General features: G+C 67.8%; 27 protein-coding genes. 18 read left to right on the top strand and 9 right to left on the bottom strand.

The window, feature by feature from the left end; genetic code table 11:
• The first annotated feature begins 10 nt into the window (after positions 1 to 10).
• Both metC and hisI read left to right on the top strand, forming a co-directional pair.
• Positions 11 to 1195, top strand: coding sequence for a cystathionine beta-lyase (metC, locus tag KXR53_RS15600; protein WP_437376147.1), 1185 nt, complete (start codon positions 11 to 13; stop codon positions 1193 to 1195).
• Complete coding sequence (gene hisI, locus KXR53_RS15595) at positions 1192 to 1590, top strand: phosphoribosyl-AMP cyclohydrolase (RefSeq protein ID WP_437376146.1); 399 nt, start codon at positions 1192 to 1194, stop codon at positions 1588 to 1590. The genes metC and hisI overlap by 4 nt, the downstream gene beginning before the upstream one ends.
• Before the next feature lie 54 nt (positions 1591 to 1644).
• On the opposite strand, the gene KXR53_RS15590 is transcribed toward hisI, so the two are convergent.
• Positions 1645 to 2025 carry a hypothetical protein gene (locus KXR53_RS15590; RefSeq protein WP_437376145.1) on the bottom strand — a complete coding sequence of 127 codons (381 nt, stop codon included), beginning with the start codon at positions 2023 to 2025 and terminating at the stop codon, positions 1645 to 1647.
• Between the two features lie 339 nt (positions 2026 to 2364).
• Between KXR53_RS15590 and KXR53_RS15585 the strand changes: the two genes are divergently transcribed.
• The gene (locus tag KXR53_RS15585; protein WP_437376144.1) at positions 2365 to 3201 is read left to right on the top strand and encodes a polysaccharide deacetylase family protein; all 837 of its coding nucleotides are present in this window, start codon (positions 2365 to 2367) and stop codon (positions 3199 to 3201) included.
• Positions 3202 to 3263: 62 nt separating this feature from the next.
• On the opposite strand, the gene KXR53_RS15580 is transcribed toward KXR53_RS15585, so the two are convergent.
• Positions 3264 to 4586, bottom strand: coding sequence for an MFS transporter (locus tag KXR53_RS15580; protein WP_437376143.1), 1323 nt, complete (start codon positions 4584 to 4586; stop codon positions 3264 to 3266).
• A 245-nt stretch (positions 4587 to 4831) separates the two neighbouring features.
• Here KXR53_RS15580 and KXR53_RS15575 point away from each other — a divergent pair, with 245 nt between their 5' ends.
• The 3 genes from KXR53_RS15575 (at position 4832) to KXR53_RS15565 (ending at position 6910) form a co-directional block, all read left to right on the top strand.
• Entirely contained in the window at positions 4832 to 5431 is a 600-nt protein-coding gene (locus KXR53_RS15575; RefSeq protein WP_437376142.1) for a class I SAM-dependent methyltransferase, read from the top strand.
• Positions 5432 to 5576: 145 nt separating this feature from the next.
• Positions 5577 to 6404 (top strand): hypothetical protein, encoded by an 828-nt coding sequence (locus KXR53_RS15570; RefSeq protein ID WP_437376141.1) that lies wholly within the window; start codon positions 5577 to 5579, stop codon positions 6402 to 6404.
• 5 nt (positions 6405 to 6409) lie between these two features.
• Positions 6410 to 6910 carry a GNAT family N-acetyltransferase gene (locus KXR53_RS15565; protein WP_437376140.1) on the top strand — a complete coding sequence of 167 codons (501 nt, stop codon included), beginning with the start codon at positions 6410 to 6412 and terminating at the stop codon, positions 6908 to 6910.
• Here KXR53_RS15565 and KXR53_RS15560 read toward each other — a convergent pair.
• Positions 6907 to 8094, bottom strand: coding sequence for an acetyl-CoA C-acyltransferase (locus tag KXR53_RS15560; RefSeq protein WP_437376139.1), 1188 nt, complete (start codon positions 8092 to 8094; stop codon positions 6907 to 6909). The genes KXR53_RS15565 and KXR53_RS15560 overlap by 4 nt on opposite strands.
• 99 nt (positions 8095 to 8193) lie before the next feature.
• Here KXR53_RS15560 and KXR53_RS15555 point away from each other — a divergent pair, with 99 nt between their 5' ends.
• Together KXR53_RS15555 and KXR53_RS15550 are read left to right on the top strand one after the other, a co-directional pair.
• Positions 8194 to 8778: a TetR/AcrR family transcriptional regulator gene (locus KXR53_RS15555; protein WP_437376138.1), complete on the top strand. Its 585-nt coding sequence runs from the start codon at positions 8194 to 8196 to the stop codon at positions 8776 to 8778.
• Between the two features lie 97 nt (positions 8779 to 8875).
• Entirely contained in the window at positions 8876 to 9160 is a 285-nt protein-coding gene (locus KXR53_RS15550) for a DUF1488 family protein (RefSeq protein ID WP_437376137.1), read from the top strand.
• Between the two features lie 25 nt (positions 9161 to 9185).
• Here KXR53_RS15550 and KXR53_RS15545 read toward each other — a convergent pair whose 3' ends face one another.
• On the bottom strand, positions 9186 to 9686 hold the full coding sequence (locus KXR53_RS15545; protein WP_437376136.1) for a hypothetical protein: 501 nt from the start codon (positions 9684 to 9686) through the stop codon (positions 9186 to 9188).
• A 283-nt stretch (positions 9687 to 9969) separates the two neighbouring features.
• Between KXR53_RS15545 and fhuF the strand changes: the two genes are divergently transcribed.
• The 5 genes from fhuF to KXR53_RS15520 all read left to right on the top strand — a co-directional run bounded on the left by fhuF (position 9970) and on the right by KXR53_RS15520 (position 14224).
• Positions 9970 to 10719 carry a siderophore-iron reductase FhuF gene (gene fhuF, locus KXR53_RS15540; RefSeq protein ID WP_437376135.1) on the top strand — a complete coding sequence of 250 codons (750 nt, stop codon included), beginning with the start codon at positions 9970 to 9972 and terminating at the stop codon, positions 10717 to 10719.
• 378 nt (positions 10720 to 11097) lie between these two features.
• The gene (locus tag KXR53_RS15535) at positions 11098 to 11349 is read left to right on the top strand and encodes an SDR family oxidoreductase (RefSeq protein ID WP_437376134.1); all 252 of its coding nucleotides are present in this window, start codon (positions 11098 to 11100) and stop codon (positions 11347 to 11349) included.
• A gap of 121 nt (positions 11350 to 11470) precedes the next feature.
• Entirely contained in the window at positions 11471 to 12220 is a 750-nt protein-coding gene (locus KXR53_RS15530; protein ID WP_437376133.1) for an SDR family NAD(P)-dependent oxidoreductase, read from the top strand.
• The gene (locus KXR53_RS15525; RefSeq protein WP_437376132.1) at positions 12192 to 12425 is read left to right on the top strand and encodes a hypothetical protein; all 234 of its coding nucleotides are present in this window, start codon (positions 12192 to 12194) and stop codon (positions 12423 to 12425) included. The genes KXR53_RS15530 and KXR53_RS15525 overlap by 29 nt, the downstream gene beginning before the upstream one ends.
• Before the next feature lie 17 nt (positions 12426 to 12442).
• Positions 12443 to 14224 (top strand): adenylate/guanylate cyclase domain-containing protein, encoded by a 1782-nt coding sequence (locus KXR53_RS15520; protein ID WP_437376131.1) that lies wholly within the window; start codon positions 12443 to 12445, stop codon positions 14222 to 14224.
• A 347-nt stretch (positions 14225 to 14571) separates the two neighbouring features.
• Here the strand turns inward: KXR53_RS15520 and KXR53_RS15515 are convergent, their stop codons facing one another.
• The 4 genes from KXR53_RS15515 to KXR53_RS15500 all read right to left on the bottom strand — a co-directional run bounded on the left by KXR53_RS15515 (position 14572) and on the right by KXR53_RS15500 (position 19733).
• Positions 14572 to 15921, bottom strand: a complete 1350-nt coding sequence (locus KXR53_RS15515; RefSeq protein ID WP_437376130.1) for a hemolysin family protein — start codon at positions 15919 to 15921, stop codon at positions 14572 to 14574.
• A 140-nt stretch (positions 15922 to 16061) separates the two neighbouring features.
• Complete coding sequence (locus tag KXR53_RS15510; protein ID WP_437376129.1) at positions 16062 to 17297, bottom strand: MFS transporter; 1236 nt, start codon at positions 17295 to 17297, stop codon at positions 16062 to 16064.
• Between the two features lie 43 nt (positions 17298 to 17340).
• A complete protein-coding gene (chrA, locus tag KXR53_RS15505; RefSeq protein ID WP_437376128.1) occupies positions 17341 to 18738 on the bottom strand; it encodes a chromate efflux transporter in 1398 nt (465 codons plus the stop codon).
• A gap of 17 nt (positions 18739 to 18755) precedes the next feature.
• On the bottom strand, positions 18756 to 19733 hold the full coding sequence (locus KXR53_RS15500) for a chromate resistance protein ChrB domain-containing protein (RefSeq protein WP_437376127.1): 978 nt from the start codon (positions 19731 to 19733) through the stop codon (positions 18756 to 18758).
• An 87-nt stretch (positions 19734 to 19820) separates the two neighbouring features.
• Here KXR53_RS15500 and KXR53_RS15495 point away from each other — a divergent pair, with 87 nt between their 5' ends.
• The 5 genes from KXR53_RS15495 to KXR53_RS15475 all read left to right on the top strand — a co-directional run bounded on the left by KXR53_RS15495 (position 19821) and on the right by KXR53_RS15475 (position 23648).
• A complete protein-coding gene (locus KXR53_RS15495; protein WP_437376126.1) occupies positions 19821 to 20219 on the top strand; it encodes a DUF1127 domain-containing protein in 399 nt (132 codons plus the stop codon).
• 72 nt (positions 20220 to 20291) lie between these two features.
• The gene (locus tag KXR53_RS15490; RefSeq protein WP_437376125.1) at positions 20292 to 21251 is read left to right on the top strand and encodes a Fe-Mn family superoxide dismutase; all 960 of its coding nucleotides are present in this window, start codon (positions 20292 to 20294) and stop codon (positions 21249 to 21251) included.
• Positions 21252 to 21253: 2 nt separating this feature from the next.
• Entirely contained in the window at positions 21254 to 21706 is a 453-nt protein-coding gene (locus KXR53_RS15485) for a chromate resistance protein ChrB domain-containing protein (RefSeq protein ID WP_437376124.1), read from the top strand.
• 46 nt (positions 21707 to 21752) lie between these two features.
• Positions 21753 to 22637 carry a DUF1259 domain-containing protein gene (locus tag KXR53_RS15480; protein ID WP_437376123.1) on the top strand — a complete coding sequence of 295 codons (885 nt, stop codon included), beginning with the start codon at positions 21753 to 21755 and terminating at the stop codon, positions 22635 to 22637.
• Positions 22638 to 22649: 12 nt separating this feature from the next.
• Positions 22650 to 23648 (top strand): YncE family protein, encoded by a 999-nt coding sequence (locus KXR53_RS15475; protein WP_437376122.1) that lies wholly within the window; start codon positions 22650 to 22652, stop codon positions 23646 to 23648.
• Between the two features lie 74 nt (positions 23649 to 23722).
• On the opposite strand, the gene KXR53_RS15470 is transcribed toward KXR53_RS15475, so the two are convergent.
• On the bottom strand, positions 23723 to 24826 hold the full coding sequence (locus KXR53_RS15470; RefSeq protein WP_437376121.1) for a dihydrolipoamide acetyltransferase family protein: 1104 nt from the start codon (positions 24824 to 24826) through the stop codon (positions 23723 to 23725).
• Positions 24827 to 24834: the final 8 nt, after the last annotated feature.

Genomic DNA, 24834 nt, shown 5'->3' with positions numbered 1-24834 from the left:
GCCGACCGACATGTCCAAGTCCCGCCGCCCCGCCACCGTCCTCGCCCATGCCGGCCGCCACCCGAGAGCCAATCACGGCATGGTCAACCCGCCCGTCTACCACACCTCGACCGTGCTGTGGCCGACGGTGGCGGCGATGGACGCGGCGCATAGCGGCTTCGAGCACGGCCAGTACAGCTACGGCCGGATCGGCACCCCGACCAGCGAAGCCTTCGAGGACGCGGTGGCGGCGATCGAGGGCGGGCACGGCGCAATCGCCGTCTCCTCCGGCCTCGCCGCGGTCAATGTGGCGCTGACCGCCTTCGTCAAGGCCGGCGACCATGTCCTGATCACCGACAGCGCCTATGGACCGACCCGGCGCTATGCGGACTCCGTCCTGAACCGCTTCGGCGTCGAGGTCGAGTACTACGACCCGCTGATCGGCGCCGGGATCGAGCGGCTGTTCCGGGACAACACCCGGCTGGTCTATCTCGAATCCCCCGGCTCGCTGACCTTCGAGGTGCAGGACGTGCCGGCGATCGCGGCCGCGGCCCGGGCACGCGGCGTCCTGACCGCGCTCGACAACACCTGGGCCACGCCGCTCCATTTCGACGCCTTCGGCCACGGCGTCGATGTCACGGTCCACGCCGCGACCAAATACATGGTCGGCCATTCCGACGCGATGATGGGCATCGTCGGGGCCAAGGACAAATCGGTCTGGCAGACGCTGAAGACCTGTGCCGTGCTGGCCGGCCACTGTGCTGGGCCGGATGACCTGTACCTCGCCCAGCGCGGGCTGCGCACCATGAGTGTGCGGCTGCGCCAGCACCAGGAGAACGCGCTGGAGATCGCCCGCTGGCTGCAGGCGCGGCCGGAGGTGTCGCGCGTGCTGTACCCTGCTCTGCCGCAGGATCCCGGCCATGCGCTGTGGCGGCGCGACTTCACCGGCGCCTCGGGCCTATTCGCGATGGTGCTGAAGCCGGCCTCCAAGGCCCAGGTCACGGCGATGCTGGACGGCATGGAGCTGTTCCAGATGGGCGCGAGCTGGGGCGGTTATGAGAGCCTGATCCTGCCGACCCATCCGGAGAAGATCCGCACCGCCACGCGCTGGGAGGCCGAGGGGCCGGGCATCCGGCTGCATGTCGGGCTCGAGGACCCGGCCGACCTGATCGCCGATTTGGAAGCCGGCCTCGACCGGCTGAGGGCTGCGGCATGAACGCGGAGACGCTTCTCGACGAGGTCCGGTTCGACGCCGACGGGCTGGTCCCCGCCATCGCCCAGCAGCACGACACCGGCGAGATCCTGATGCTGGCCTGGATGAACCGCGAGGCGCTGGCGGAGACGCTGGCGACTGGCCGGGTCTGCTACTGGTCGCGCTCGCGCCGGGCGCTGTGGCGCAAGGGCGACACCTCCGGCCAGGTGCAGCGCCTGGTCGAGCTGCGCCTGGACTGCGATGGCGACGCCGTGCTGGTCCGGGTCGACCAGACCGGCGTGGCCTGCCACACCGGCAGGCGCAGCTGCTTCTTCCGGGTCGCCCGCGACGACGGCGCCTGGCACACCGACCTGCCGGTGCTGCAGGATCCGAAGGCGCTGTACGGGCACAATCATTGACCGATCGGTCAGCCTTTCGAGAGGAGAGGGCGTGATCCGATGGCCCGAGCGGATCTAGCCCAGCGGCGCGTCCGCGGCGATCAGGAACCACGGCAGGGCGAGGCCGGCGATCCGGCCGATCGTCCGGGTCCATGACAGGTCGAAACCATCCCGCTCGACCATGCGGTCCAGATCGATCACAAGCACCTCGTGAAGGCTGGTGTCGTTGGTCGCGGTCCAATGGTTGATGCGGTTCGACCCGTCGATCACCCAGAACGTGCCCGACCGGCGGGCCAGGATCACCGGCCCCTGCAGCCCCCAGGGTTCCGACCGGTCATGACGCCCGCCACCGTGCCGCGCGAGCGCATCGGTCGACCACAGCTCCTTGGAGATGCGCCACCGGCCGTCGCCGGGCGGCAGCTCGCCGAACCGTTTCGCCAGGAGGCGCCGCAGCACATTGTGGCCCCTCCATGCCCCTCTTCGGCGATGGTTCCGCAGGACACGCCAGACCTCGCGCCAAAGGCGATCCCGGTACCGCACGCGTGCTCCCCTCCTCGCACGGAGACCGCTCTTCCTGGCAGGTCACACGGGCGATGCGCATGCCCCATCGCCGCAAACGGCGGCAATCAGGGGTTGTAAGCTGAAGATTACATTTTTGTGACAATTCGGCCAATACCTGATCCTCGCTGCCTTGGGCAGCACAGGGGGCTAGGATTCCAATCATCGACCGAGCGGAAGGGCGAGTGGTAAGGGGCCCGGGCAGGCTCTATACCCGGATGAGGAGCATTACGGAAAATGCTGAAAAATCTCGCGATTGCCCTGACCATGTCGCTCGCGGCGGCACGGCCGGGCCAGGCCGCCGATGTCGCCATCACCCTGGACGATCTGCCCTATGCCGTGCCGTCGCGCGTCTCGCCGCAGGAGGGGCTGGCGATCGTCGAGGCGATCAACCGGACCCTCGGCCGCTACGGCGTGATCGCGACGGGCTTCGCCATCGGGCAAAAGGTGAATCCGGACAGCCTTCCGGCCCTCCTCGCCTTCGTCCACGCCGGCCATGGCCTGGGGAACCACAGCTGGTCGCATCCGGACTACAACCGGCTCACGCCGGAGGAGTTCAGGACCGAGACGGCACGGGCCGACCAGGGGCTCGCGGATTGGCTGACGGACGGCAAATACTATCGCTTCCCCTTCCTCCATCAGGGCGAGACGTCGGAGAAACGGGAGGCCGCGGCGGCGATCCTGGCGCAGCTCGGATACCAGAACGTGCCGGTCTCGATCGACAATGACGAGTACCAGTTCAACGACGACTACATGAAGGCCCTGGCCAAGGGCGGCAGCAAGGCAGCGCGGGAAATCGCCGGCCGCTACCTGCAGCACATGCAGGAGCGGACCGGGTATTTCCAGGCGCTGGCGAAGGACAAGCTCGGACGCGACATCAAGCACATCCTGCTGCTGCACATGAACCGGATCAACGCCGACCATCTCGATGATCTGCTCGGCTGGTACAAGGCCCAGGGCTGGAGCTTCATCACGGTGCAGGAGGCGCTGATGGATCCGGTCTACTCGGCGGAAGACCACTATGTCGGCCCGAAGGGCCTGTCGCAGATCGAACGCGTGACCACACGGCCTTGAGAACCGCTTCCGGGAACGGCCGACGAGGGGCACCGATGCTCCAGCGCCCTCACCTGTTGGCGTCAGCGATCGCCGGCGACCCGAGCTAGGTCCTGGTCGTGGGTCTCGCGGATCAGCCAGACGGCGGCCAGGCTGATCACCGCGGCGATGCTGATATAGCCACCGACCCAGCCGAGCCCGCCCTGCTCGACCAGCATCTGGGCGATGTAGGGCGCCAGCGACGCGCCGAGGATGCCGGCCAGGTTGTAGGTCAGCGAGGCGCCGGTGTAGCGCACCCGGGTCGGGAACAGCTCGGGCAGGAAGGCGCCCATCGGGCCGAAGATCAGGCCCATCAGGAACAGCCCGAGGCACAGAAACACGGTCACCAGCAGCACCGAGCCGCTGCCCAGCAGCGGGCCGAGGGCGAAGCCGAACAGCGCCGTCAGCATGCCGCCGACGATCAGCACCGGGCGGCGCCCGATGCGGTCGCTGAGGCGCGAGGCGATCGGGATGCCGATGCCGAGAAAGATGATGGCGAAGCATTCCAGCCCGAGGAAGGCCTGGCGCGAATAGCCGAGCGCCTTGGTGCCGTAGCCCAGCGAGAACACCGTGGTGATGTAGAACAGGGCGTAGCAGGACACCATCGCCAGCGTGCCGAGGATGGTGATCCGGGTGTGGCGGGCCAGCACCTCGCCGATCGGCACGCGCACCCGCTCCTGCCGCTCCATGGCCTTGCGGAACACCGGCGTCTCGACCAGCTTCAGCCGGACATAGAGACCGACCGCCACCAGCGCGGCGCTGAGCAGGAAGGGCACGCGCCAGCCCCAGCTGCGGAACTGGTCGTCGTCCAGGCCCAGCGCCAGCAGCAGAAACAGCCCGTTGGCGGCAAGGAAGCCGATCGGCGCCCCGAGCTGCGGGAACATGCCGAACCAGCCGCGCTTGCCGGCCGGGGCGTTCTCCACCGCCAGCAGCACCGCGCCGCCCCATTCGCCGCCGAGGCCGAGCCCCTGGCCGAAGCGCATCAGGCACAGGAGCGCCGGAGCCACCCAGCCGATCGCAGCATAGCCGGGCAGGACGCCGATCAGGGTGGTCGAGACGCCCATCAGCAGCAGCGACGCCACCAGCGTCGCCTTGCGGCCGATGCGGTCGCCGAAATGGCCGAGCAGCGCCGAGCCGATCGGCCGGGCGAGGAAGGCGATGGCGAAGGTGGCGAAGGCGGCGAGAAGCTGCGCCGCCTCCGATTCCTGGGGGAAGAACACCGGCCCGAAGACCAGGGCCGCGGCCGTGCCGTAGATGTAGAAGTCGTAGAACTCGATGGCGGTGCCGACCAGGCTCGCCACCACGATCCGGCCGGTGGTGTTGGCGGCGGCCGGGGCGGCCGTCCTCCCGAATGTTGTGTCCGTCATGAAGGAATGTACCGATCGTTGCGCAGCCTTCTGGGCTGCGTTCCTTTTCTGTCGCGGCCGGCCGCGCCGTCAACACCAAGCAGAGCGGCCGGCCCGGCGTCTCGGACATGACTGCAGCGCGTGGGGCGAAGACTGCCGGCCCGCCGCGACGATCTTGCGATCGGAGACGGAACGGAGCATCAAGCGTTCGTCGCCCGGAGGACCCGGCGCCTCCATCCGTTCGACGTCGAAGGACCCGTTGCTCGATGACCGATCGCAAAGCCGGCCAAGTCCGGCCGGACATGAACCCCTGGCTGTTCTTCCGCCGCTGGCTCGCCAACCCGCGCGAGGTGGGGTCGGTGACGCCCTCCTCGCCCGCCCTGAAGCGACGGCTGACCCAGGAGATCGTCCGCGGTCCCGACGAGTATGTGATCGAGCTGGGCGGCGGCACCGGGGCCATCACCCGCGGCATTCTGGAGCGCGGCGTCCCGGCCGAGCGCCTCTACGTGCTCGAGATCAACCCGGAGATGGCGCAGCATCTGCGCGAGACCTTCCCGGGCATCCATGTGATCGAGGGCGATGCCCGCCGCCTGAGCGAGATCCTGCCACCCGAGGTGGTCGGCAAGGTCGGCACCACCGTGTGCGGCATCCCGATGCTGCTGCTGACGCTGGAGGAGCAGAAGGCGATCCTCGATTCGGCCTATTCGGTGATGCCGCAGGGGCGGCAGGTCGTGCTCTACACCTATGCCCTCTCCTCGCCGCTGCAGCGCGAGGCGCTGGGCCTGACCGGCCGCCGCGTCGGCTTCGTCCCAGCCAACATCCCGCCGGCCTCGGTCTGGGCTTATCGGCAGCGCAGCGCCGGCTGACGCGTCCCGCTCCGCTTCCGCCGCCCTGCGCGACAGGGCATAATTCCCACCTGACGGATTCGACCAGCGACGCCCGGCCGGCCGACTGGTCGTGCGTCTATGGCCGGCACGGTGCCGGGCCGCCGGCTTCGAAGGATGGGTGACGATGAGACCTTCGCTTCTTCTGATCGCCGCGGCCGGGCTCGCGCTGCCGATCGCGCCGCCGGCGCAGGCCCAGGGCCCCGCCTATCATCTCCAGCTCCAGGTCAACAGCACCTCCGGCCTTGGCGGCGGATCGTGCCGGATCAGCACCGGGGTGATCGGCACCTACCCGGACAGCGCTGGCCGGCTGGCGATCGGCACGCCGGTGGACCTGGTCGTCCCCTGCGCCGCGGCCGGGGCGTCCTTCTTCGACGCCCGTCTGGCCGGCCGTCCGGGCGCTTTCCAGCCCGCCGGGCCGGATGCGCTGCGGCCGCTGGCGACCCCCGTGCCGCTGCCGGCGGCCGGCCCGGCGGCGCCGAGCCTGGCGCCGCCTCCGCCACAGCCGCAGCAGGTGCTGCAGCCGCAGCCGCGGCAGGTGCTGATCGCCCCGACCGCGCCCACGAMGACCCGGGCCGCGCCTCCCGCCGCGCCCCAGTGGCAGGCGCCGCGGCCGATGCAGCCGCTGCCGGCCAACCCGGTGGCGCCGTCGCGCCCGCTGGTCGTTCAGGGGGCGGCGCCACCGGCGACCGCCGCCCCGGTCACGGTGGCGCCGAGAACCACCCTCACCCCGTCGCGCTCATTCGCGAGCCCGGCGCCGGTGCCGCCGGCCCAGGGGGGCGACACGGCCATGATGCGCCCGGACGCGGCGATCGTGCTGACCTTCGGCCCGGTCAGCGCCGCCCGGACCGGGACGTCGCAGCGCGTCGTGCTGCCGACCGATCCGAGCTATCCGGCGCTGCTGACCCAGCTCGGCGGCATCGTACCGGGCCAGACCAAGCCGCTGCCGCGTTAGCCTGCATGGCCCCCGCGCTGCCGTCCTTCGAGACACCGCGCCTGATCCTGCGGCCGCGGACCATGGCCGACCTCGAGGATTGTCTGGCGATGGACCGCGATCCCGAGGTGGTACGCCACATCGACGGGCCCTGGAGTGATCCGGAGGCGCATCGCCGCTTCGTCGAGGACCGGATCACCCGGACCTATCCGGACGGCATGGGCTATTGGACGGTGCGGGCGAAGGCACCCGAGGGCCGCTTTCTCGGCTGGGTGCTGCTGATTCCCGCCGACGCCGTGGGGCCGGAGATCGAGATCGGCTGGCGGTTGGTTCGCGCCGCCTGGGGCCACGGCTATGCCACCGAGGCTGCGGCGCCGATCCTGGCCCATGCGCGTGAGACGCTGGGGGTGACCGTTATCGCCGATATCGATCCGGGCAACACCGCTTCGATCCGGGTGGCTGAGAAGATCGGCATGCATCGCCTCGATCCCGCCGGCACGAGCCGCTCCATCCGCTACTCCAGCTAGATCCGCTCGATCGCGATCGCCGTCGCCTCGCCGCCGCCGATGCAGAGGGCGGCGACGCCGCGGCGCAGGCTGTGGCGCTGCATCGCCGCCAGCAGGGTGACGATCAGCCGGGCTCCGGTGGCGCCGATCGGATGGCCGAGAGCGCAGGCGCCGCCATGGATGTTCACCCTGTCCTGCGGCAGGTCGAGCTCGCGCATCGCCGCCATCACCACGCAGGCGAAGGCCTCGTTGATCTCGAACAGCTCGACATCGCCCGGCCGCCAGCCGACCTGGTCGAGCAGCGTCCGGATCGCGCCGATCGGCGCCGTGGTGAACCATTCCGGCGCCTGCGAATGCGTGGCATGGCCGCGGATCGCGGCGAACACAGGCAGGCCCAGCCTGTCGGCGACCGAGCGCCGGGCCAGGACCAGCGCCGCGGCGCCGTCAGCATTGGCGCTGGAGCTGGCGGCGGTGATGGTGCCGTCCGGGCGGAAGGGCGGCTTGAGCATCGGGATCTTGTCGGCCGACAGCGACCGCGGGTTCTCGTCGACCGCGATCTCGACCGGGCCGCCCTTGGCCGGGACCGCGACCGGCGCGATCTCGGCGGCGAAGGCTCCGGCCGTGATCGCCGCCTGGGCCCGTTGCAGCGAGACCGAGGCGTAGGCGTCCTGGTCCGCCCGGGTAAAGCCGTAGCGGGCGGCCGTGGCCTCGCCGAAATCGCCCATCGCTCGACCCTTGTCATAGGCGTCCTCGAGCCCGTCCAGCGCCGCATGGTCGAAGATCCGGCCATGGCCGAAGCGCAGCCCGTCGCGCACGCCCGGCAGCAGCCAGGGCGCGTTCGACATGCTCTCCATACCGCCTGCAACGACGATGCCGGCGGATCCGGCGGCGATCAGGTCGCGGCCGAGCATCGCCGCCTTCATGCCGGAGCCGCAGACCTTGTTCACCGTGGTCGCCCCGACCGCGTCGGGCAAGCCGGCGCCGCGGGCGGCCTGGCGCGCCGGCGCCTGGCCCTGCCCGGCCGGCAGCACGCAGCCCATCAGCACCTCGTCGACCTGCGCCGGCGCGACGCCGGCCCGGGCGACGGCGGCGGCGATCGCGGCGGCGCCGAGCTGCGGTGCGACCAGCGGCGTCAGCGCGCCGCGGAAGCGGCCGAGCGGCGTGCGGGCGAACCCGACGATCACGACGGGATCTTCGGCGGACATCGGAATTCCCTTGGATCGTTATATGACGACCACAATATTATAACCGTCATCTAAAAAGGCAATCTCCGCCATCATCGGCGAGGACACCGGGAGGCCGGCATGCGCTACAGCAAGGACCACAAGCAGGAAACGCGGGAGCGGATCATCCGCACGGCGGCGAAGCGGTTCCGCGAGGAGGGAGTGGAGGCGGTAGGCGTCGCCGCGCTGATGGCCGATGCCGGGCTGACCCATGGCGGCTTCTACGCCCATTTCCCGTCCAAGGAGGCGCTGGTGGCCGCTGCCTGCGTCGAAGGCTTCGGCGAGAGCCAGGCCCGGCTGCGCAGGACTGTGGAGCGCCGCCCGCCCGGCGAGCGGTTGGCGGCGATGGCCGAGACCTATCTGACGCCGGCGCATCGCGACCACCCGGGCGAAGGCTGCACCGCTGCCGCGATCGGGCCGGAGATCGCGCGCCATCCGGCCGAGACCCGCGCCGAGTTCACGCGCGGCCTGCGCGGGCTCCTGGCGCTGGCCGAGGAGGCGATCGAGGCCGATGGCGGCGACCCGGCGGCGGCACCGCAGGCGGTCGCCGCGATGGTCGGCGCCCTGATCCTGGCCCGCGTCGTGACCGACGAGGCCCTGTCGGACCGATTCCTCGCGGACGGGGTGCAGGCCGTCCGGCGTCTTGCGCCGCGCGGGGCCGGGTGATGGGTTCTGAGCCTCCTCACCGCCCGGTGAGCCGGCCCGGCTGATGGCAGCGGAAGCCGGCATTGCCGGGCGCCGGCGCCGGCTGATAGAAGGCGCCATGGCCCGCCCGATCTTCACCTTCCCCGATGACGCCGCCTGGAACGAGATGCGCCAGGCGGTCGAGTTCGGGGTCGAGATCGGCGACTATGCCGGCCGGGTGTTCCTGCCCGCGGCGGCGCTGCGCTTGCTGCTCGGGCATCGACCTACCCCGGCCGAGGCGGTCGAGATCTACCACCTCCACCGCGCCGCGATCGAGCGCGCGACGGAGCTGCGGATCGAGGAGCGGCGGCTGGACCCCGACGCCAATGTGACGCTGGACGGGCGCGACCTGCGGCGCCGTTGATGACGCCGGCAGCCATCCCCGCCTCTCAGGGCAGCGGAGGGTCGAAGGCCGGCATCCGAAAGCCGGCGCCCCACACGACGGTATAGCCGAATTCCATAAGGCAGACCTGGATCCTCGTTCGATCGTCGATCCTCGGACTCGCCGCCATGGATCCAGCCAGCCCGTTGAAGCCGGCTGCCGCCCCCACCAGCGCGCCCAGAACGGTCGCATTCCTGACATTGCCGTGAAGGAGCGTTGCGCCACCACCACCGATCGACGCCCCCGCCGACGTTGCTGCCAGGACGGCCAGCCCGCCATTCGGGCCGGATGGTCTTGCCGCAGCCTCGTCCTGGCACAGTTTCAGATCCTTCTCGTAATGGATGCCGCCGTCTCGCGAGGCCTGGGGATCGATGTCGGGCCGGATATCGTAGGCGCTGCAGGCGGAGAGAAGGATGGAGGCAATCGCCAGCGCCGAGGCGGCGGGGAGCAGAGATTGCGGCCCGCCTGCGCCACAAAGTGCCGGCGCGGCCTGTTTCCGCGGATGCATGGGCAGCCTCGCCATTGGATGTGCCGACTGATCCATCGATATGTATCAAAAATAGAGCCTTAGTCTACTTCTCTATTTTATATGTCACTCCCGTTCAGCCATATGCCGTCCGCCACAGCGGAACTATGTTGCGATTGGTTCTTACTTGCGATACCGAGACGCCCATGGCCTGCAATGATGCTCTTCAGCGGAACGGGAGCGGTCGCACCCCACCCACCGTCACCGGCCGAGGCGGCGTTTCCGGCCGATCCAACGGCCCCTCCGTCCGGATCGCGGGGCTGGCGTGATCGAGATCCTGCGGCCGATCTTCACCGGGGATCTGGCGCATTGCGGCGAGGCCGTGGTGCTGCCGGATGACGACCGCCCCGCCCTTCCCGGCCCGAGCCTGCTCGACCCGGCGGTGATCGACCGGGTGCTCGACGACTATACGGCCCGGTATCCCGGGGCGGATCGGCGCGCCGTCGCCTCCTTCTGGTCGCAATGGTACTTCGCCCGGCTGCTGCCGCCGGTGATGGCGGCGAGCCTGCTGCTCGGCCGCCGCTTCCCGATCGCGCTGTCGGAGGTCGCGGTGATCCCGGCGCCGGAGGGCCACCCGATCGCCTTCCGGATGGCGCATGACGGCGAGCCCGAGGAGGAGATGGACATCTTCCGCCGCTTCGACCGGCTGATCGGCGATCACATCGAGCCCTTCATCGCCGCCTGGGCCCCGCACACGCGGGTGGCGCCGCGGCTCTACTGGAACAACGCGGCGGTCTATCTCGACTGGATCCTGGGCGAGATCGCGGCCCATCCGCTGGCCCGCGGCAGGAGCCTGGCAGCCGAGGCCGGCCGTCTGCTGTCCAGCCGCGAGCGGCCGGACGGCACGCCGAACCCGCTGTTCGATCCGCTCCAGACGGTCGAGGAGGACGGCGAGGCCAAGCGGTGGCGCCGGCTGTGCTGCCTCCGCTACCGACTGCCGGAGATCCCGGAATGCGGCACCTGTCCGCATCTGCGGGCACGGCTGCGCAAAGCCCCGACGCAGCAGGTCGCCTGAGCGGTCTGGCTAAAAATCCACAAAAATCAGCACACTGTAGGATATTCTTATGTCAGAGCCCCGGCCGCGCCGTCTCGCGCATCGGCGTGGGCAGCGTTTTCCATGCCCGGATCAGCTCGCCCAGTACGACGAATGCGAGAACGAGACATCGTTGACAGATTTCCGGTGGTGTTGAGGGCGCTGCTCGCGCCGGCCCGGCCGGGCCGACCTGTGCCAAGGGCCAGGATGTCCCATCCTTCGGTGTGCCGGACTACCGGTCGGCCCAGTGGTGAGAGGCCTCTGTGATGCACGATCCTTCCTCTCGTTTCCAGGCGCTGGCGGTGACGTGAAGGACCACGTCCCTCGACCGAGACGGCGGCCTGTCCGCGAGGAGAACTCATGAAGATCGCCGTCATAGACGGGACCGGCCTGATCGGTTCGAAGGTCGTCGCCAAGCTGACCCAGAAGGGCCATGAGAGGGGCATCAGCCAGGAGGCGGCGGCGCGGCAGCTGTTGGACGAGAAGCAGCCCTCGATGACCTTCGTGACGCCGGAGCAGCTCGGCGGCACCGTCGCCTTCCTGTGCTCGGCCGCGGCCGACCAGATCACCGGCACGAGCGTGTCGGTCGACGGTGGTTGGACCGCCCAATAGACGCCATCCCGGTACAGGATCCGATCCGCATTCGCAAGTCGGCCCGGATCCGACCCCGCCGGCGCGTAGCCCCGGCCGGCTTCTCCATTGCCAGATCATGCGGACCGTAAGGGAAACCACCATGTCAAAGTTCACGGACAGCGTCGCCATCGTCACTGGCGGAGGAGCGGGGATCGGACTTGCCGTCGCGACAACGCTCGCTGAAGCCGGCGCGCGGGTTCTCATCACGGGAAGACGCCCCGATGCCATCGAGACGGCCGCGTCGACACACCCGGCCATCGAAGGCTTCGTTGCCGATGCCAGCAGCCCCACCGCCGCGGAGGCGACGGTTGCCCGGGCAATCGAGCGCTGGGGAAGGCTGGATATCCTGGTCAACAATGCCGGAGCGGGGCAACCGGAGCCGCTCGAGACCGCCTCACTCGACAGCATAGAGGCTGTTTACAAAACGAACGTCTTCGGGCCGACGCTGCTCGCGAAGGCGGCGCTGCCGCACCTTCGGAAGACCAAAGGAGCGATCGTCAATCTGTCGAGCACGCTTGCGCGCAAGCCGATCGCCGGCTTTTCCGCCTACGCGGCCAGCAAGGCCGCCCTCGAGCAGCTGACGCGCACCTGGGCGGTCGAGCTTGCGCCGGACCATATTCGGGTCAACGCGGTCGCTTCCGGCCCGGTCGAGAGCGATTTTCTGCGGGAACGCATGGGTTTTTCCGATAGCCAGATCGCGGCGATCAAGGCGAAGGAAATCGAGATGATCCCCCTGCATCGGCGCGGCGTCCCTGAGGATGTTGCCCGCTGGGTCGTCGCATTCGCCGATCCGAGCGCCGACTGGGTCACCGGACAAATTCTTGGCGTGGATGGCGGCTTCAGTCTGTGAGTCGCTTTCTTCCATCGCCATGCCCGACGTGAAATATCTCGTGGTCGAACGAGGCGCGACGGTCGACGAGCGCGTCGTGGCCGAATTCGAATGGTTGGACGAGGCAGTTCTCTACGCGGTCATCCAGTACTCAGAGTATGAGCGCCGCCGCAGTGGCGTCATGGTCTACCGCGATGAAGACGGCAGACGCTCCCACGAGTTCTGACTAGGTTGGAGACTGAATTGAGCGGCGAGCGGGTGGAGCGACGGTTGGCGGCAGTGCTGGCGGCGGACGTCGCCGGCTATAGCCGCCTGATGGGCCGAGATGAGGAGCGCACGCTCGCAGAGTTGAAGACCACCAGGCAGACAGTGTTCGATCCCACCGTGGCCGCTTATCGCGGCCGCATTGTCAAGACCACTGGCGACGGCCTGCTTGTGGAGTTTGCGAGTGTTGTCGATGCCGTGCGATGCGCGATCGAGGTGCAGCGTTCGATGTCCGCGCAGAACGCCGATTTGCCGCAGGAAGTAAGAATCGAATACCGAATCGGCGTGCACGTCGGCGATATCATTATTGATGACAATGATATTTTCGGCGACGGGGTAAACATCGCTGCACGGTTGGAAGGTATCGCGGAGCCTGGGAACGTCTGCATCTCAGATGACGCCCAACGCCAAGTCCGCGGCAAGGTCGATATTGCCTTCGAAGACATCGGCGAGCAAAACCTCAAGAATATTGTCGAACCAATTCGCGCTTGGCGTATTAGGCTGCGCAGCGACTCGATCGGAGCACCGGCAGAACCTGCCGAAGCCAGCCCGTTGCCCGCCCTTCCTGACAAGCCATCCATCGCTGTTCTTCCGTTTCAAAATTTGAGCGGCGACGCGGATCAAGAGTACTTTGCTGACGGCATGGTCGAGGACATCATTACCGCGTTATCACGATTCCAATTTTTATTTGTGATTGCTCGAAACTCATCATTTACCTACAAAGGAAAGTCGATCGACATCAAACAAGTCGGCCGCGAGCTTGGTGTTCGTTACGTCCTGGAAGGCAGTGTGAGAAAGGTGGGTGGTCGCGTACGCACCACGGGGCAGTTGATCGAAGCGGCCACCGGAGCGCATCTGTGGGCAGAGAAATTCGACGGAGCGCTTGACGACATCTTCGAGCTGCAGGATCACTTTACGAAAAAGCTGGTCGGCGCGATCGCCCCGAAGGTGCAGCAGGCGGAAATCGAAAGATCAGCCCGCAAGCCAACCCAAAATCTCGATGCTTACGACTATTATTATCGAGGCATCAGTCTTTTGCAGCTCATGACCGCCGAAGCTAATGCGGAGGCATTGCAACATTTCCGGTTGGCGATCGATCTCGACCCGTCCTTCGCTGCGGCATATGGGCTGGCATCGGAATGTTATCGCCTCCGACAGAACATCGGTTGGGCAAGAAACGATGCTGAGCAGCTGGCTCGCGGCAGGCAATTTGCTTTACTCGCAGTCGAGCATGGCGGGGACGATGCCGTAGCATTGGCATGTGCGGCGCAGTTTTTTGGGTTTGCCATGCGTGATGCGCAAACCGCCGATATCCTTGCCAACCAGGCACTGTCCGTAAATCCGAACCTGTTTCGGGCTTGGCAAGCCCGGAGCTGGACGAGCGTCTATCTCGGACAGCATGAGAGGGCTCTGACCGAAATCAGCCACACGATGCGGCTCAACCCGGTCGACCCCCAGATGCATCAGGCGGAAGCCGCCATGGGCATCGCGCTGCTTCTACTTCATAAGCCGGCGGAAGCATTGGAGTGGATCAACAAGGCGCTCGCGCGCCGTCCCAGCTTTCCGTCTGCGCTCAGGTTCGCAGCAATTGCATATTCGCTCCTGAATCGTGTCGATGAAGCGCAATCCATGATGAGACGACTGCAAAATGTCGACCCGGAAGCACGAGTTTCCCAACTAAAGAATTGGATACCATTCCAGCGCTCGGAAGATGCAGAAATATTCATTGAGGGAATGCGCAAGTCTGGAATGCCGGAATAATTTTTTCCCCAGAATATCAGGCGCCTCCCTACTTCCGGCCAAGCCGCTCACAAGGATGGATCTCTCTCAAGCGAAGGCACGGCTTCGGGTTTGATCCGGGTCCGAGGGCATGGTCGGCGTCAGCCAAAGGGACAAAGCGGCCAGGCATTATTCACACCTGGATCGCTTCTCCCGCAAACAACAGCTTCGATCACGTGGATCCTTTATCGAGAGGTCGACACCGCTCTGTCCGGCAGCGCGGCGACTCCCGCCGCTGGCGGCAGATGTGGCCCGTCATTCTTGGCGGATTTCCTTGCATGGGCGAAGCCGCCGCGGGTGACCTCGCGGCGGTTCGGTGTGATCGCAGCTTAGCCGGCCGCTGATGGCGCGGACCGCTTTCGCTCCGCCACGGCGGTGGCCAACAGCTTGTCCACGCGGCGCCCGTCCATATCCACGACCTCGAAGCGCCACCCCTCCCAGCTGAAATGATCGCCCGCGGCCGGGATCCGGCCGAACTGGTGCGGCGTGAATCCGGCAATGGTGTTGAAGTCGCGGTCCTCCGGCCACCGCCGGATGTGCAGCCGGCCGAACGCCTCCGCGGCCGATGTCAGGCCGTCGATGAGGTAGGAGCCGTCCTCGCGCGTCACGATGGCCGGTTCCTCGCCCGCCTCGGGGATCTCACCCGCAATGGCCTCGAGAAGATCGGTCTGGGTGACGATCCCTTCGAGAGTGCCGTATTCGTCCATCACAACCGCCAGGCGGACCGGCTTGGACTTGAACTGCTCGATGACCTTCAGAACCGCGGTCGCCTCGTGCAAAACGACCACGTCATGAATGGTGCTCATCGGATCGAGCGGCTGGCCGTCGATCACCCGGTCGAGCAGATCCTGCTTGCGCACGACACCGACGATCTCGTCGATGCTGCCGCGGCTGACCAGGAGTTGCTCGTGGCGGCAGGCGCGAATGGTCTTGAGGATCTCCTCCCGGCTGTCGCCGGCGTCGATCCACTCGACTTCGGGCCGCGGCGTCATGATATCCCGGACGCGGCGCGTGCCGATGCTGAAGATCCGGTCGGCATACTCCTGCTGCGCCGGATCGAGCAGGCCTGCCTCGCGGCTCTGGGCGACGATGAGCCTGCGCTCCTCCGGCGAATGCAGCATCTCCTCTCCGGTGCCGGGCTGAAGACCGGCCGGGCGCAACACGCGGTTGCCCGTTCCGTTCAGGAACAGGATGATCGGGCGGAACAGGAACAGGAAGGCCGCGAGCGGCCGGACGACCCACAGGGCCGTGCCTTCACTGCGCTGCAGCGCCAAGCTCTTCGGCGCCAGTTCCCCGAGCACGATGTGGAGGGCGGTGATGATGAAGAACGCGATCGCCACCGCGATGGCGTGCGAACCGTATTCGGCCATCGAGCCGGGTAGCGCATTTAGCAGCGGTTCGATCAGATGGGCCAGGGCGGGCTCACCGATCCAGCCGAGGGCCAGCGACGAGATGGTGATGCCGAGCTGGGTCGCAGCAAGGTTGGAGTCGAGGTGACTGACCGCCCGCTGCAGCGCCACGGCATTGGTGCGGCGCTGCGCCACCAGCTCCGTCACCCGGCTGCGCCGCACGGCGACCAGGGAGAATTCGGCGGCAACGAAAAACCCGTTGGCCAACACGGGAAAAAGGACAGCGATGATCTTCAGGATGTCGATCGTACTGTCGTCTATGCCGGACATTGTCTCCTTCTTTTCGCGCCGCGAGGGGCGCGAATCGTTTGCAAATGGAGACTGATTGAAGCATGGCCGCCCTGGCCGGGTGAACGGCCCTTCAGGAGGGACCCCAGATCGATGCGAAGATGGTCGGTCGCGTCAGAGCGCTAGCGCCGCTCCTCCGGCGGCTTGATGTGGCGGAACTGTACGAGGAGCAGCAAGTCATAGGCGATCTTGAGGGCGCCACAGATCAAGAGCGGCCATGCCTTGTAGGACGCAGCGAACAAGGCACCGGCCAGCGCGGGACTGGCCGCGGCGGCGAGGCTGCGCGGGACGGAGGTGAAGCTTGCCGCGGCAGCTCGCTCGGCCTCCGTCACCACGGCCATCACGTAGGACGATCGCGTCGGCACGTCCATTTGCGAGAGCGCGGCGCGGACCAGCAGCAGGGCAAGAGCGACGGCAAGGTCGGGCGCGAGCGCCGCGAGCATCAAGGCGATGCTGGAGGGAATGTGGGTGAACACCATCGTGTTCACGAGCCCGATGCGCCGCGACAGCCAGGCGGCAACGGGAAAGGAGAAGGCCGACAGCACGCCCGACCAGAAGAAGAACACGCCCGCGGCCGAGAGCGACATGTCGAACCGCTCGAACAGCCACAGCGCCAGGAGGGACTGCACGACGAATCCTCCCGCGAAGGCATCGAGGCTGAACAGGGCCGCGAGCTTGAGGACGATGGCGCGCGAGGGGCCAAGCGCGGCGGCGTCCGCCTCCCTCGCGGGCGGACGCTTGGGGATGCGGGCATAGAGCAGACCGCCCGCGAGCCCGACAAGCGCATAGAGGACGAACATCAGCTTGATCGCCGTGAGCCGGTCGAGGCCCACGCCGGTCATCAAATCCGGGCCAGTCGCAGCAAGCGCGCCGACGGCGCTTGCGAGCGCTCCCGCGAGGCTGTAGCGCGCGAACATCGTCGTCCGGCCGGTGTCGGTCACTTCCCGCGTCAGCACCGCATGCTCGAGAGGCACGAACACGCTGACGCTGCCGGCGGAGGGATTGATGGTGCCGGCGAAGGCGACGACCAGAAGGAGCGCGTAGTCGTGAACCGCGGCGAAGGCGACGCCGGTCGCGATCATCAGACTGGCGGCAGCCAGCAGCAGCTGGCGATGATCAAAACGCGGGCCGAGGAACCCGACGGCGATGGTGAGCAGTGCCGAACCCAAAAGCGATGCGGTGGCGATGATGCCGACCTCGAGCGGCGAAAGACCCAGTCCGAGCAGATAGACCGGCAGGAGGACGGCCACGAAGCCGTCGCCGAAGTCGCGCAGCGCACGCGCCGCGAGAAGACAGGTGACCGGCTGAAGCCATGGTCGCGGCGGGATGTCTGGTCTGGATTTCGCGTGGAGCGGCATCGGCGCCCTCTGCTCAATAGCTCCGCCTGGCCGCCATCCGAAATCAGAGGGACCCGTAGAGCAGCCCCGCCAGGGAGCAGGCTCCGAGCACGGGCAGCATGCCGATCCTGAAGCGGAACACGGCCAGGAGGGCGGCAAGCGTCAGCAGCAATGACGCGAGATTCACGGAGCTGAGCACCGGCACGTCGAGCGTCGCTCCCGCCCAGCGAATCTCGCGCAGCTCCGCGAACAGCGTGTGGAGCGCGAACCAGACCGCGAGGTTGAGGATGACGCCGACGACGGCCGCGGTGATCGTCGCCAGCGCGGCCGACAGGGCCCTGTTGCTGCGCAGCCCTTCGATGAAGGGCGCGCCGAGGAAGATCCACAGGAAGCACGGGGTGAAGGTGACCCAGGTCGTCAGCAGCCCGCCCAACGTGCCGGCGAGAAGCGGCGGGAGCGTGCCCGGGTCGCGGAACGCTGCCATGAAGCCGACGAACTGCGTCACCATGATCAGCGGCCCGGGCGTGGTCTCGGCCATGCCGAGGCCGTCCAGCATCTCGCCGGGACGGAGCCAGCCGTAGGTCTCAACCGCCTGCTGCGCGACGTAGGCCAGGACGGCGTAGGCGCCGCCGAAGGTCACGACGGCCATCTTCGAGAAGAACACGGCGATGTCGGCGAAGACGTTGCCGGTTCCGAACAGCGCCACCAGCCCCAGGACCGGCAGGAGCCAGAGGGCCAGGAAGGCTGCGCCGATCTTCAGTGACCAGCCGAGCGGCGGCCGGGCATGGGCCGGAACGCCCTCGCCGAGCGCGCTGTCGGCATCGGCGACCTGCCGGCCGCCGACTTTACCATGCCCGTTTCCGGCCAGGAACGGCGCCAGGCCGGCCCGGCCGCCGGCGAAGCCGATCGCGGCGGCGGCCAGGATGATCAGCGGGAACGGCACGCGGAAGACGAAGATCGCGATGAAGGCCGCGGCGGCCAGCGCCACCATGATGTTGTTCTTCAGCGCCCGCCGGCCGACGCGCACCACCGCCTCCAACACGATGGCGAGCACAGCCGCCTTCAGACCGAAGAACAGCGCCTGCACCGCGCCGATTTGGCCGAAGATTGCGTAGATCCAGCTCAGCGCCATGATGGCGACGACGCCCGGCAGCACGAACAGGGTGCCGGCGACCAGGCCGCCGCGGGTCTTGTGCAGCAGCCAGCCGATATAGACGGCGAGCTGCTGTGCCTCGGGCCCCGGCAAGAGCATGCAGTAGTTGAGCGCGTGCAGGAACCGCGTCTCGCCGATCCAGCGCTTCTCCTCGACCAGGATGCGGTGCATCACCGCGATCTGGCCGGCCGGGCCGCCGAAGCTCAAGGCGGCGACCCGGATCCAGACGGCGAGGGCGGCGCGGAACGGGATGCCGTGCGCGGGTGCGTCCGGGGCGGGAACCGCGGCAGCCTCGATGCTCTGTGCCATCGCCTAGTCCTTTCCGATCACCCGCGCTTCGTGCGGAAGTACTGGTAGAGGTTGTCGAAGATTGGCACGCCCTGGGCGACCCGCTGCTCGTCGCCCTTGTTCGCCATGGCCACGCCGGCGATCAGGTGGGCGATGCCGGTCGCTTCCTCGCGCGCGAACTTGTCGTCCTTCAGGTCGATGTCGTGGACGATCTCCGCGATCGCCTGCAGCGCCGGATCGGTCAGGCCGGCCCGGCCCAGCAGCACCTCGAAGCTGCAGCGGTCGCCCTCATGGGTGATCTCGCCCTCGAACATGTCGAAGCGCAGCTCGCCCGGATTCGGGACATAGCCCTTGCCCGGCACGAAGCGGATCACCGCGTCGGGATCGATGAAGCGGCGGATCAGCCAAGCGCAGGCGATGCGGTCGACATGCACGCCCTGGCGCGTCACCCAGACCCGCCCGACGAGGCTCGTCGCCGCCTGCGGCTGTTCCTCGGTCATCTCGTTGTCCTCCGCAATCCGGGCCTCGAGGCCCGCGATCAGGCTTTCTGCAGTGAGGCGACCGGTGGCTCCGAAGAAGTCGATCGCCGCGATCTCCGTGAGCCGCTTGCGCAGGCGCCTGACCTGCGCCGGCGCCTCGGTGCCATCCTCCTGAGCGGTGGTCGCGTCAAGCTTGGCCGAAAGGTCTCGTGCCTCTTGGGTCAGCGCCTCGTAGTCCTCGTCCCGCGCGGCATCGAACAGCGCCCGCACCTGGCCGTCGGACAGGCCGTCGACCAGCCGTGCCTCGCACACCATCGCCTCGCCGCCGCCCTCGACGATCTCCTTCAGGAGCCACTCGAAATCCTCCTGCGCCTCGGCGTTCGCCGGCAGGGCGTAGACGGTGTTCTTCACGGCCACGGCGCCGATGCCCTGCAGCCGGCGCCAGATCTTCACCCGGAAATAGGCCGGCTTGGTCGGCAGCTGATGGATCAGCAGCAGCCACCGCTGCTCGGCTGGTGATGCGTCGTTCGTCATCATCATACTGTATCACCAGAAGAATGGAATGCAACACTTGTATCATTTCTCAATTGAGTGTAGCCTGCGGCCCCTGATCATCGTTCAGCCATGGAGGACGTCGTGCAGCACCGTATCGTTCCTCTGCCCTTCAAGCCGACCGGCCTCGACGGCCTCTCCGAACGCTTACTGGCCGTGCTCGCCAGCCTGTGGCGGTCGATGGCCGAATACAATCGCATCCGCCGCGACGAGCAGCGCCTGGCGGAGATGAGCGACGGCGAGCTGCTGGACATCGGCCTCCACCGAGTCAACGCCCGTCGACTGCAGCTCCTGTCGGAGATGACCGATTGCGAGCTGCGGGACATCGGCCTGCGCCGCATCCGCGCCCGTCATGTCGAGCAGATCATCCCGGCTGGCGATCCGGCGGCGCCGTCGCGCTGTCCGCCACAGCATCAGCCGCTCGGCCGGGACATTGTCGTTTTAAGCAAGCTGTATCAAGAATCAGTATAATTGAAACAGTTGTATCATAGTCGAATTGGACGTAGCGTACGCTCCTGATCGACTGCCGCCATGGAGATCGCCATGCCGCACCGGATCGTGCCTCTGCCGTTCAAGCCGCCCCGCCTCGAGGGCCTCTCCGAACGGCTGCTGGCCAGCCATTACGAGAACAACTACGGCGGCGCCGTCCGCCGCCTGAACGCGATCGAGGCCCGGCTCCAGGGCCTCGACTGGACGACGGCGCCGGTGTTCGAGATCAACGGGCTGAAGCGGGAGGAGCTGGTCGCCGCCAACTCAATGATCCTGCACGAGGTCTATTTCGACGGCCTCGGCGGCTCGGGCGATGCCGAAGGCGAGCTCGCCGCGGCGCTGGAACGCGACTTCGGCAGCGTCGCCGGCTGGCGCTCGGCCTTCGCCGCCTGCGCCAAGGCCCAGGCCGGCGGTTCCGGCTGGACCCTGCTGACCTGGTCGGAGCGGCATGGCCGCCTCGTCATCCAATGGGCCGCCGATCATACGAACTGCCTCGCCGGCGGCGTGCCCATCCTGGCGCTCGACATGTACGAGCATGCCTATCACCTCGACTTCGGCGCCAAGGCTGGCGCCTATGTCGACGCCTTCATGAAGAATATCCACTGGCAGCGGGTCGCCGCGCGCTTCGGCCGCGCGCTGAAGCGTCAGCCTGAGCCGGCTGCCGGGCCGGAAACCGATCTGTCAATCGCGCCGGAGGATCTGCGGGCGCGGCTCGAGCGGGGCGAGGAGCTGGTCCTGCTCGACATCTGTCTCGCCGAGGATCTGGCCAAGCGCAGCGACATGCTGCCGGGCGCACAGATCCGCGCCCCGGAGCGGATCGCCGAATGGGCCGGTGAGCTGCCGCGGGACAAACCGGTGATCGCCTATTGCGTCTATGGCTTCCAGGTCAGCGGCGACGCCGTCGCCGAGTTGCGCCGGCGCGGCTTCGACGCCCGCAACCTCGCCGGCGGCGTCGCCGCCTGGCACGCGATCGGCGGGCCGACAGTCCCGCTGGCCGCGAGCGAAGGGAGATGACGATGAAGTGGGTCACGCGCGAACATCCGAAGATCGACCGGATCGCCTGCCCCTGGCTGGTCGCCCGGTTCATCGACAAGGAGCCGGAATTCCTCTACGTCCCGCCCGACAAGGTGCTGGACACGGCCCGGGAGACCGGCGCCATCCCCTATGACGTGCCCGATGTCGAGCTCAGCCATGTCGGCGAGACGTGCAGCTTCGACGCCTTCCTGGAGAAGTACCGTCTCGACGACCCGGCGCTGCGGCGCCTCGCCGTGATTGTCCGCGGCGCCGACACCTCGCGGCACGACCTGACGCCGCAATCGGCCGGGCTGTTCGCGATCTCGCTCGGCCTGTCCGCCAATTTCCCCGATGACCAGGAAATGCTGAAGCACGGAATGGTCATGTACGACGCGCTCTACACCTGGTGCCGCGACCTCCAGGCCGAGACGCACAACTGGAAACCGAAGACCTGAGACCACGACCCGACGGGAGGGGGGCCGCAGAAAAGGGAACTGAGCCATGCGTATCATTCCGCTGATCGCCGGAGCGGCGCTCGCCGCCGGCGTCGTCGCGCCGGCTCATGCCGAGATCGACTGGACGAAGGTCGACCAGGCGATCGGGCGTCCGGGCGCCGCGCAGCCGGACGGGGTGCACCGCTACGGCCTGCCGCGGACCGATCTGCACGTCACCCTCGACGGGGTCGCGATCAAGCCGGCCCTGGCGCTGGGCTCCTGGCTCGCCTTTCAGCCGATGGGCGACGAGGCGATGGTCATGGGCGATCTCGTGCTGACCCAGGACGAGGTCGGGCCGGTGACGAAGAGCCTGGCCGAGGGCGGGATCGAGGTGACCGCACTGCACAACCATCTGCTGCGCGCCGAGCCGGCGACGCTGTACCTGCATGTCGACGGCCACGGCGACCCGGTCAAGCTCGCCGTGGCCCTGCACGCGGCCCTTGCGCTCAGCAAGACGCCGCTGGCCCCGCCGCCCGGCAGCAGCGCGCAGCAGCCGGTCGATCTCGACACCGCCGCGCTCGACGGCATTCTCCGCAGCAAGGGCAAGGCCAATGGCGGCGTTTACCAGTTCACCATCCCTCGCGCCGAGACGATCATGGACGGCGGCATGGCGGTCCCGGTGTCGATGGGCACCGGCATCGCCATCAACTTCCAGCCGACCGGCAACGGCAAGGCCGCGATCACCGGCGATTTTGTCCTGATCGGATCGGAGGTCAACCCGGTGCTGCGGACGCTGCGGGAGAGCGGCATCGAGGTGACGGCGCTGCACAATCACATGCTGGACGACCAGCCGCGGCTGTTCTTCATGCACTTCTGGGCCAATGACGACGCAGGGAAGCTGGCCCGAGGGCTGAGGGCCGCGCTCGACCAGATGAACCTCGCCAAGAGCTGAAGGACAACACCCATGCCCGCCCGCCTCGGCAGGGCGACCGCCCTGTCGCTCGTTCTCGGGATGCTGTCGATCGGTGGCTTCGCCGCCGATCGACCGCTCGTCCTGGAACGCACGATCCCCCTCGACGGTGTCGAGGGACGTATCGATCATCTGGCCGTCGATCTCGGCCGCAAGCGGCTGTTCGTGGCCGAGCTCGGCAACGACACCGTCGATGCCGTCGACCTCGACACCGGCAAGGTCGTGCATCGGCTCACCGGACTCAGCGAGCCTCAGGGCGTCGCCTATCTCCCCGGCCCCGATCTGGTCGTGGTCGCGAATGGCGGCGACGGCTCGGTCCGGGTGTTCCAGGGTGAGGATCTGGCCCCGGCCGGGAGCATCGCCCTTGGAGACGATGCCGACAACGTTCGGGTGGATCCCAGCACCGGCCAGATCCTTGTCGGCTATGGCGCTGGCGCGCTGGCGATCATCGATCCGCTGAGCCGGTCCAGAATCGGGGAGGTCGAGCTCGCTGCCCATCCGGAGTCCTTTCAGTTCGATCCGCAGGCGGGCCGGGTGTTCGTGAACCTGCCCGATGCGCGCCAGATCGCCGTGATCGATCTGGCCTCGCGCCGGCAGGTGGCGAGCTGGACCGTGCCCGGCCTGCGATCGAACTTCCCGATGGCATTGGACGAACGGGCCGCCGCCTTGGCCGTGGTCTATCGCGACCCACCGCGGCTCGTCCTCCTCAACCCGAAGGCGGGCGCGGTGATCCAGAGCCTCGAGACATGCGGTGATGCTGACGACGTCTTCTTCGACGCGAAGCGGCAGCGGATCTATGTCAGCTGCGGGGACGGCGCCGTCGATGTCATCCAGAGGGATTCGAGAGGGATCGGCTCAGTTGACCGGATCGAGACCTCGTCCGGCGCACGAACATCGTTGTTCGTGCCGGAGCTTGACCGGCTGTTCGTGGCGGCGCGGGCCGGGTGGTTCGGAGGGAAAGCCTCAATTCTGGTCTTTCGACCCGAATCCTGACCGGTCTCCACCCTTGCCCCTCCCTATTGCGGCAGAAGCTCCGCGAAACTCCCGCGGCCGGGACGACGCTGCCGTTATGATGCCAGCTCGAGATCCGACTTCAGTGCGACAAGGAAGCGTGCCGCCTCGCCGCCTGTCACGACACGGTGATCGAAGGTCAGAGACAATGGCAACACCCGCCGGACTGCCGGCTGGCCCCCATGCACCATCACGCGCCGATCGACGCGGCCGGCCCCGATGATCGCCACCTGGGGCGGCACCACGACCAGGCTCGCGAAGCGTCCGCCGATCATGCCGAAATTTGACAAGGTGATGGTCGCCCCTCGCAGTTCCTCCAGCGGGATCGAGCGCGCGGCGGCGTCGGCCCGCAGCCGATCGAGGCCGGCGCGCAAGTCGCCCGCGGTGCGCCCGCTGACATCGCGCAACACCGGAACGATGAGACCATCCCCGGTGTCCACCGCGATGCCGATATCGATGCGCGACAGCAGCCGCCGCTCGCCGGCCGCCGCATCGTACCAGGCATTGAGCGACGGCTCGGCTTTGCAGGCGGCTGCAATCGCACGCAACAGCCGGATCGTGATGTCCTCGCCTGGCGCCCAGTCGTCGATGTCGGCCTCGTCGGTCACCCCGGCGGGCACCACTTCGGCGTGCGCGGCCGCCATCCTCTGCGCCATGGCGCGACGCATGCCCCTCAGCACCTCGGGGGGGCCCGCCTCGGCCAAGCTCCTGGCTGCCCGCTCGACATCCGCACGCGTGATCGTGCCGTCGGGCCCGGTGCCCTGCACGAGATTGAGGTCGACGTCGAGCTTGCGCGCAAGCGCCCGCACCGCCGGAAGGGCGTGGCCCCCTCTGACACCCATCGGTTCAGTCGGCGCCGTGACCTTGGGGGGCTCCTGCCCTGCTTGCTCAAGTTCGCCAACCACCGTGCCGGTATCCTCTTCGACCGTGTCCGCAAATGCGACGAGCGGGGCGCCGACCTTCACCAGATCTCCCTTGGCGCCGAACAGGCGGACGACGCGGCCACTCCAGGGCGACGGCACCTCCACGACGGCCTTGTCCGTTTCGACCGACACGAGCGGCTGATCGACGACCACATGGTCGCCTTCCGTCACGTGCCAATCGACGATCTCCGCCTCCTCGAGGCCTTCACCGAGATCGGGCAGGAGAAACTCGCGCATGGGAGCCT

This window comes from Inquilinus limosus (assembly GCF_051487185.1).
Classification (GTDB): Bacteria; Pseudomonadota; Alphaproteobacteria; order DSM-16000; family Inquilinaceae; genus Inquilinus; species Inquilinus limosus_F.
The sequence above is the reverse complement of the archived record's forward strand: the minus strand, read 5'-3'. Positions and strand labels throughout refer to the sequence as shown.

What these genes read in the sequence shown, in the direction of transcription:
- metC (WP_437376147.1), top strand. Translation starts at nt 11, where the DNA reads ATGTCCAAGTCCCGCCGCCCCGCCACCGTCCTCGCCCATGCCGGCCGC.
- KXR53_RS15575 (WP_437376142.1), top strand. Translation starts at nt 4,832, where the DNA reads ATGACCGATCGCAAAGCCGGCCAAGTCCGGCCGGACATGAACCCCTGG.
- KXR53_RS15510 (WP_437376129.1), bottom strand. Translation starts at nt 17,297, where the DNA reads ATGCCGCTCCACGCGAAATCCAGACCAGACATCCCGCCGCGACCATGG.
- chrA (WP_437376128.1), bottom strand. Translation starts at nt 18,738, where the DNA reads ATGGCACAGAGCATCGAGGCTGCCGCGGTTCCCGCCCCGGACGCACCC.
- KXR53_RS15500 (WP_437376127.1), bottom strand. Translation starts at nt 19,733, where the DNA reads ATGATGACGAACGACGCATCACCAGCCGAGCAGCGGTGGCTGCTGCTG.
- KXR53_RS15515 (WP_437376130.1), bottom strand. Translation starts at nt 15,921, where the DNA reads ATGTCCGGCATAGACGACAGTACGATCGACATCCTGAAGATCATCGCT.
- KXR53_RS15565 (WP_437376140.1), top strand. Translation starts at nt 6,410, where the DNA reads ATGGCCCCCGCGCTGCCGTCCTTCGAGACACCGCGCCTGATCCTGCGG.
- KXR53_RS15560 (WP_437376139.1), bottom strand. Translation starts at nt 8,094, where the DNA reads ATGTCCGCCGAAGATCCCGTCGTGATCGTCGGGTTCGCCCGCACGCCG.
- KXR53_RS15480 (WP_437376123.1), top strand. Translation starts at nt 21,753, where the DNA reads ATGCGTATCATTCCGCTGATCGCCGGAGCGGCGCTCGCCGCCGGCGTC.
- KXR53_RS15555 (WP_437376138.1), top strand. Translation starts at nt 8,194, where the DNA reads ATGCGCTACAGCAAGGACCACAAGCAGGAAACGCGGGAGCGGATCATC.
- hisI (WP_437376146.1), top strand. Translation starts at nt 1,192, where the DNA reads ATGAACGCGGAGACGCTTCTCGACGAGGTCCGGTTCGACGCCGACGGG.
- KXR53_RS15535 (WP_437376134.1), top strand. Translation starts at nt 11,098, where the DNA reads ATGAAGATCGCCGTCATAGACGGGACCGGCCTGATCGGTTCGAAGGTC.
- KXR53_RS15490 (WP_437376125.1), top strand. Translation starts at nt 20,292, where the DNA reads ATGCCGCACCGGATCGTGCCTCTGCCGTTCAAGCCGCCCCGCCTCGAG.
- KXR53_RS15530 (WP_437376133.1), top strand. Translation starts at nt 11,471, where the DNA reads ATGTCAAAGTTCACGGACAGCGTCGCCATCGTCACTGGCGGAGGAGCG.
- KXR53_RS15470 (WP_437376121.1), bottom strand. Translation starts at nt 24,826, where the DNA reads ATGCGCGAGTTTCTCCTGCCCGATCTCGGTGAAGGCCTCGAGGAGGCG.
- KXR53_RS15550 (WP_437376137.1), top strand. Translation starts at nt 8,876, where the DNA reads ATGGCCCGCCCGATCTTCACCTTCCCCGATGACGCCGCCTGGAACGAG.
- KXR53_RS15580 (WP_437376143.1), bottom strand. Translation starts at nt 4,586, where the DNA reads ATGACGGACACAACATTCGGGAGGACGGCCGCCCCGGCCGCCGCCAAC.
- KXR53_RS15475 (WP_437376122.1), top strand. Translation starts at nt 22,650, where the DNA reads ATGCCCGCCCGCCTCGGCAGGGCGACCGCCCTGTCGCTCGTTCTCGGG.
- KXR53_RS15485 (WP_437376124.1), top strand. Translation starts at nt 21,254, where the DNA reads ATGAAGTGGGTCACGCGCGAACATCCGAAGATCGACCGGATCGCCTGC.
- KXR53_RS15495 (WP_437376126.1), top strand. Translation starts at nt 19,821, where the DNA reads ATGGAGGACGTCGTGCAGCACCGTATCGTTCCTCTGCCCTTCAAGCCG.
- KXR53_RS15585 (WP_437376144.1), top strand. Translation starts at nt 2,365, where the DNA reads ATGCTGAAAAATCTCGCGATTGCCCTGACCATGTCGCTCGCGGCGGCA.
- KXR53_RS15545 (WP_437376136.1), bottom strand. Translation starts at nt 9,686, where the DNA reads ATGCATCCGCGGAAACAGGCCGCGCCGGCACTTTGTGGCGCAGGCGGG.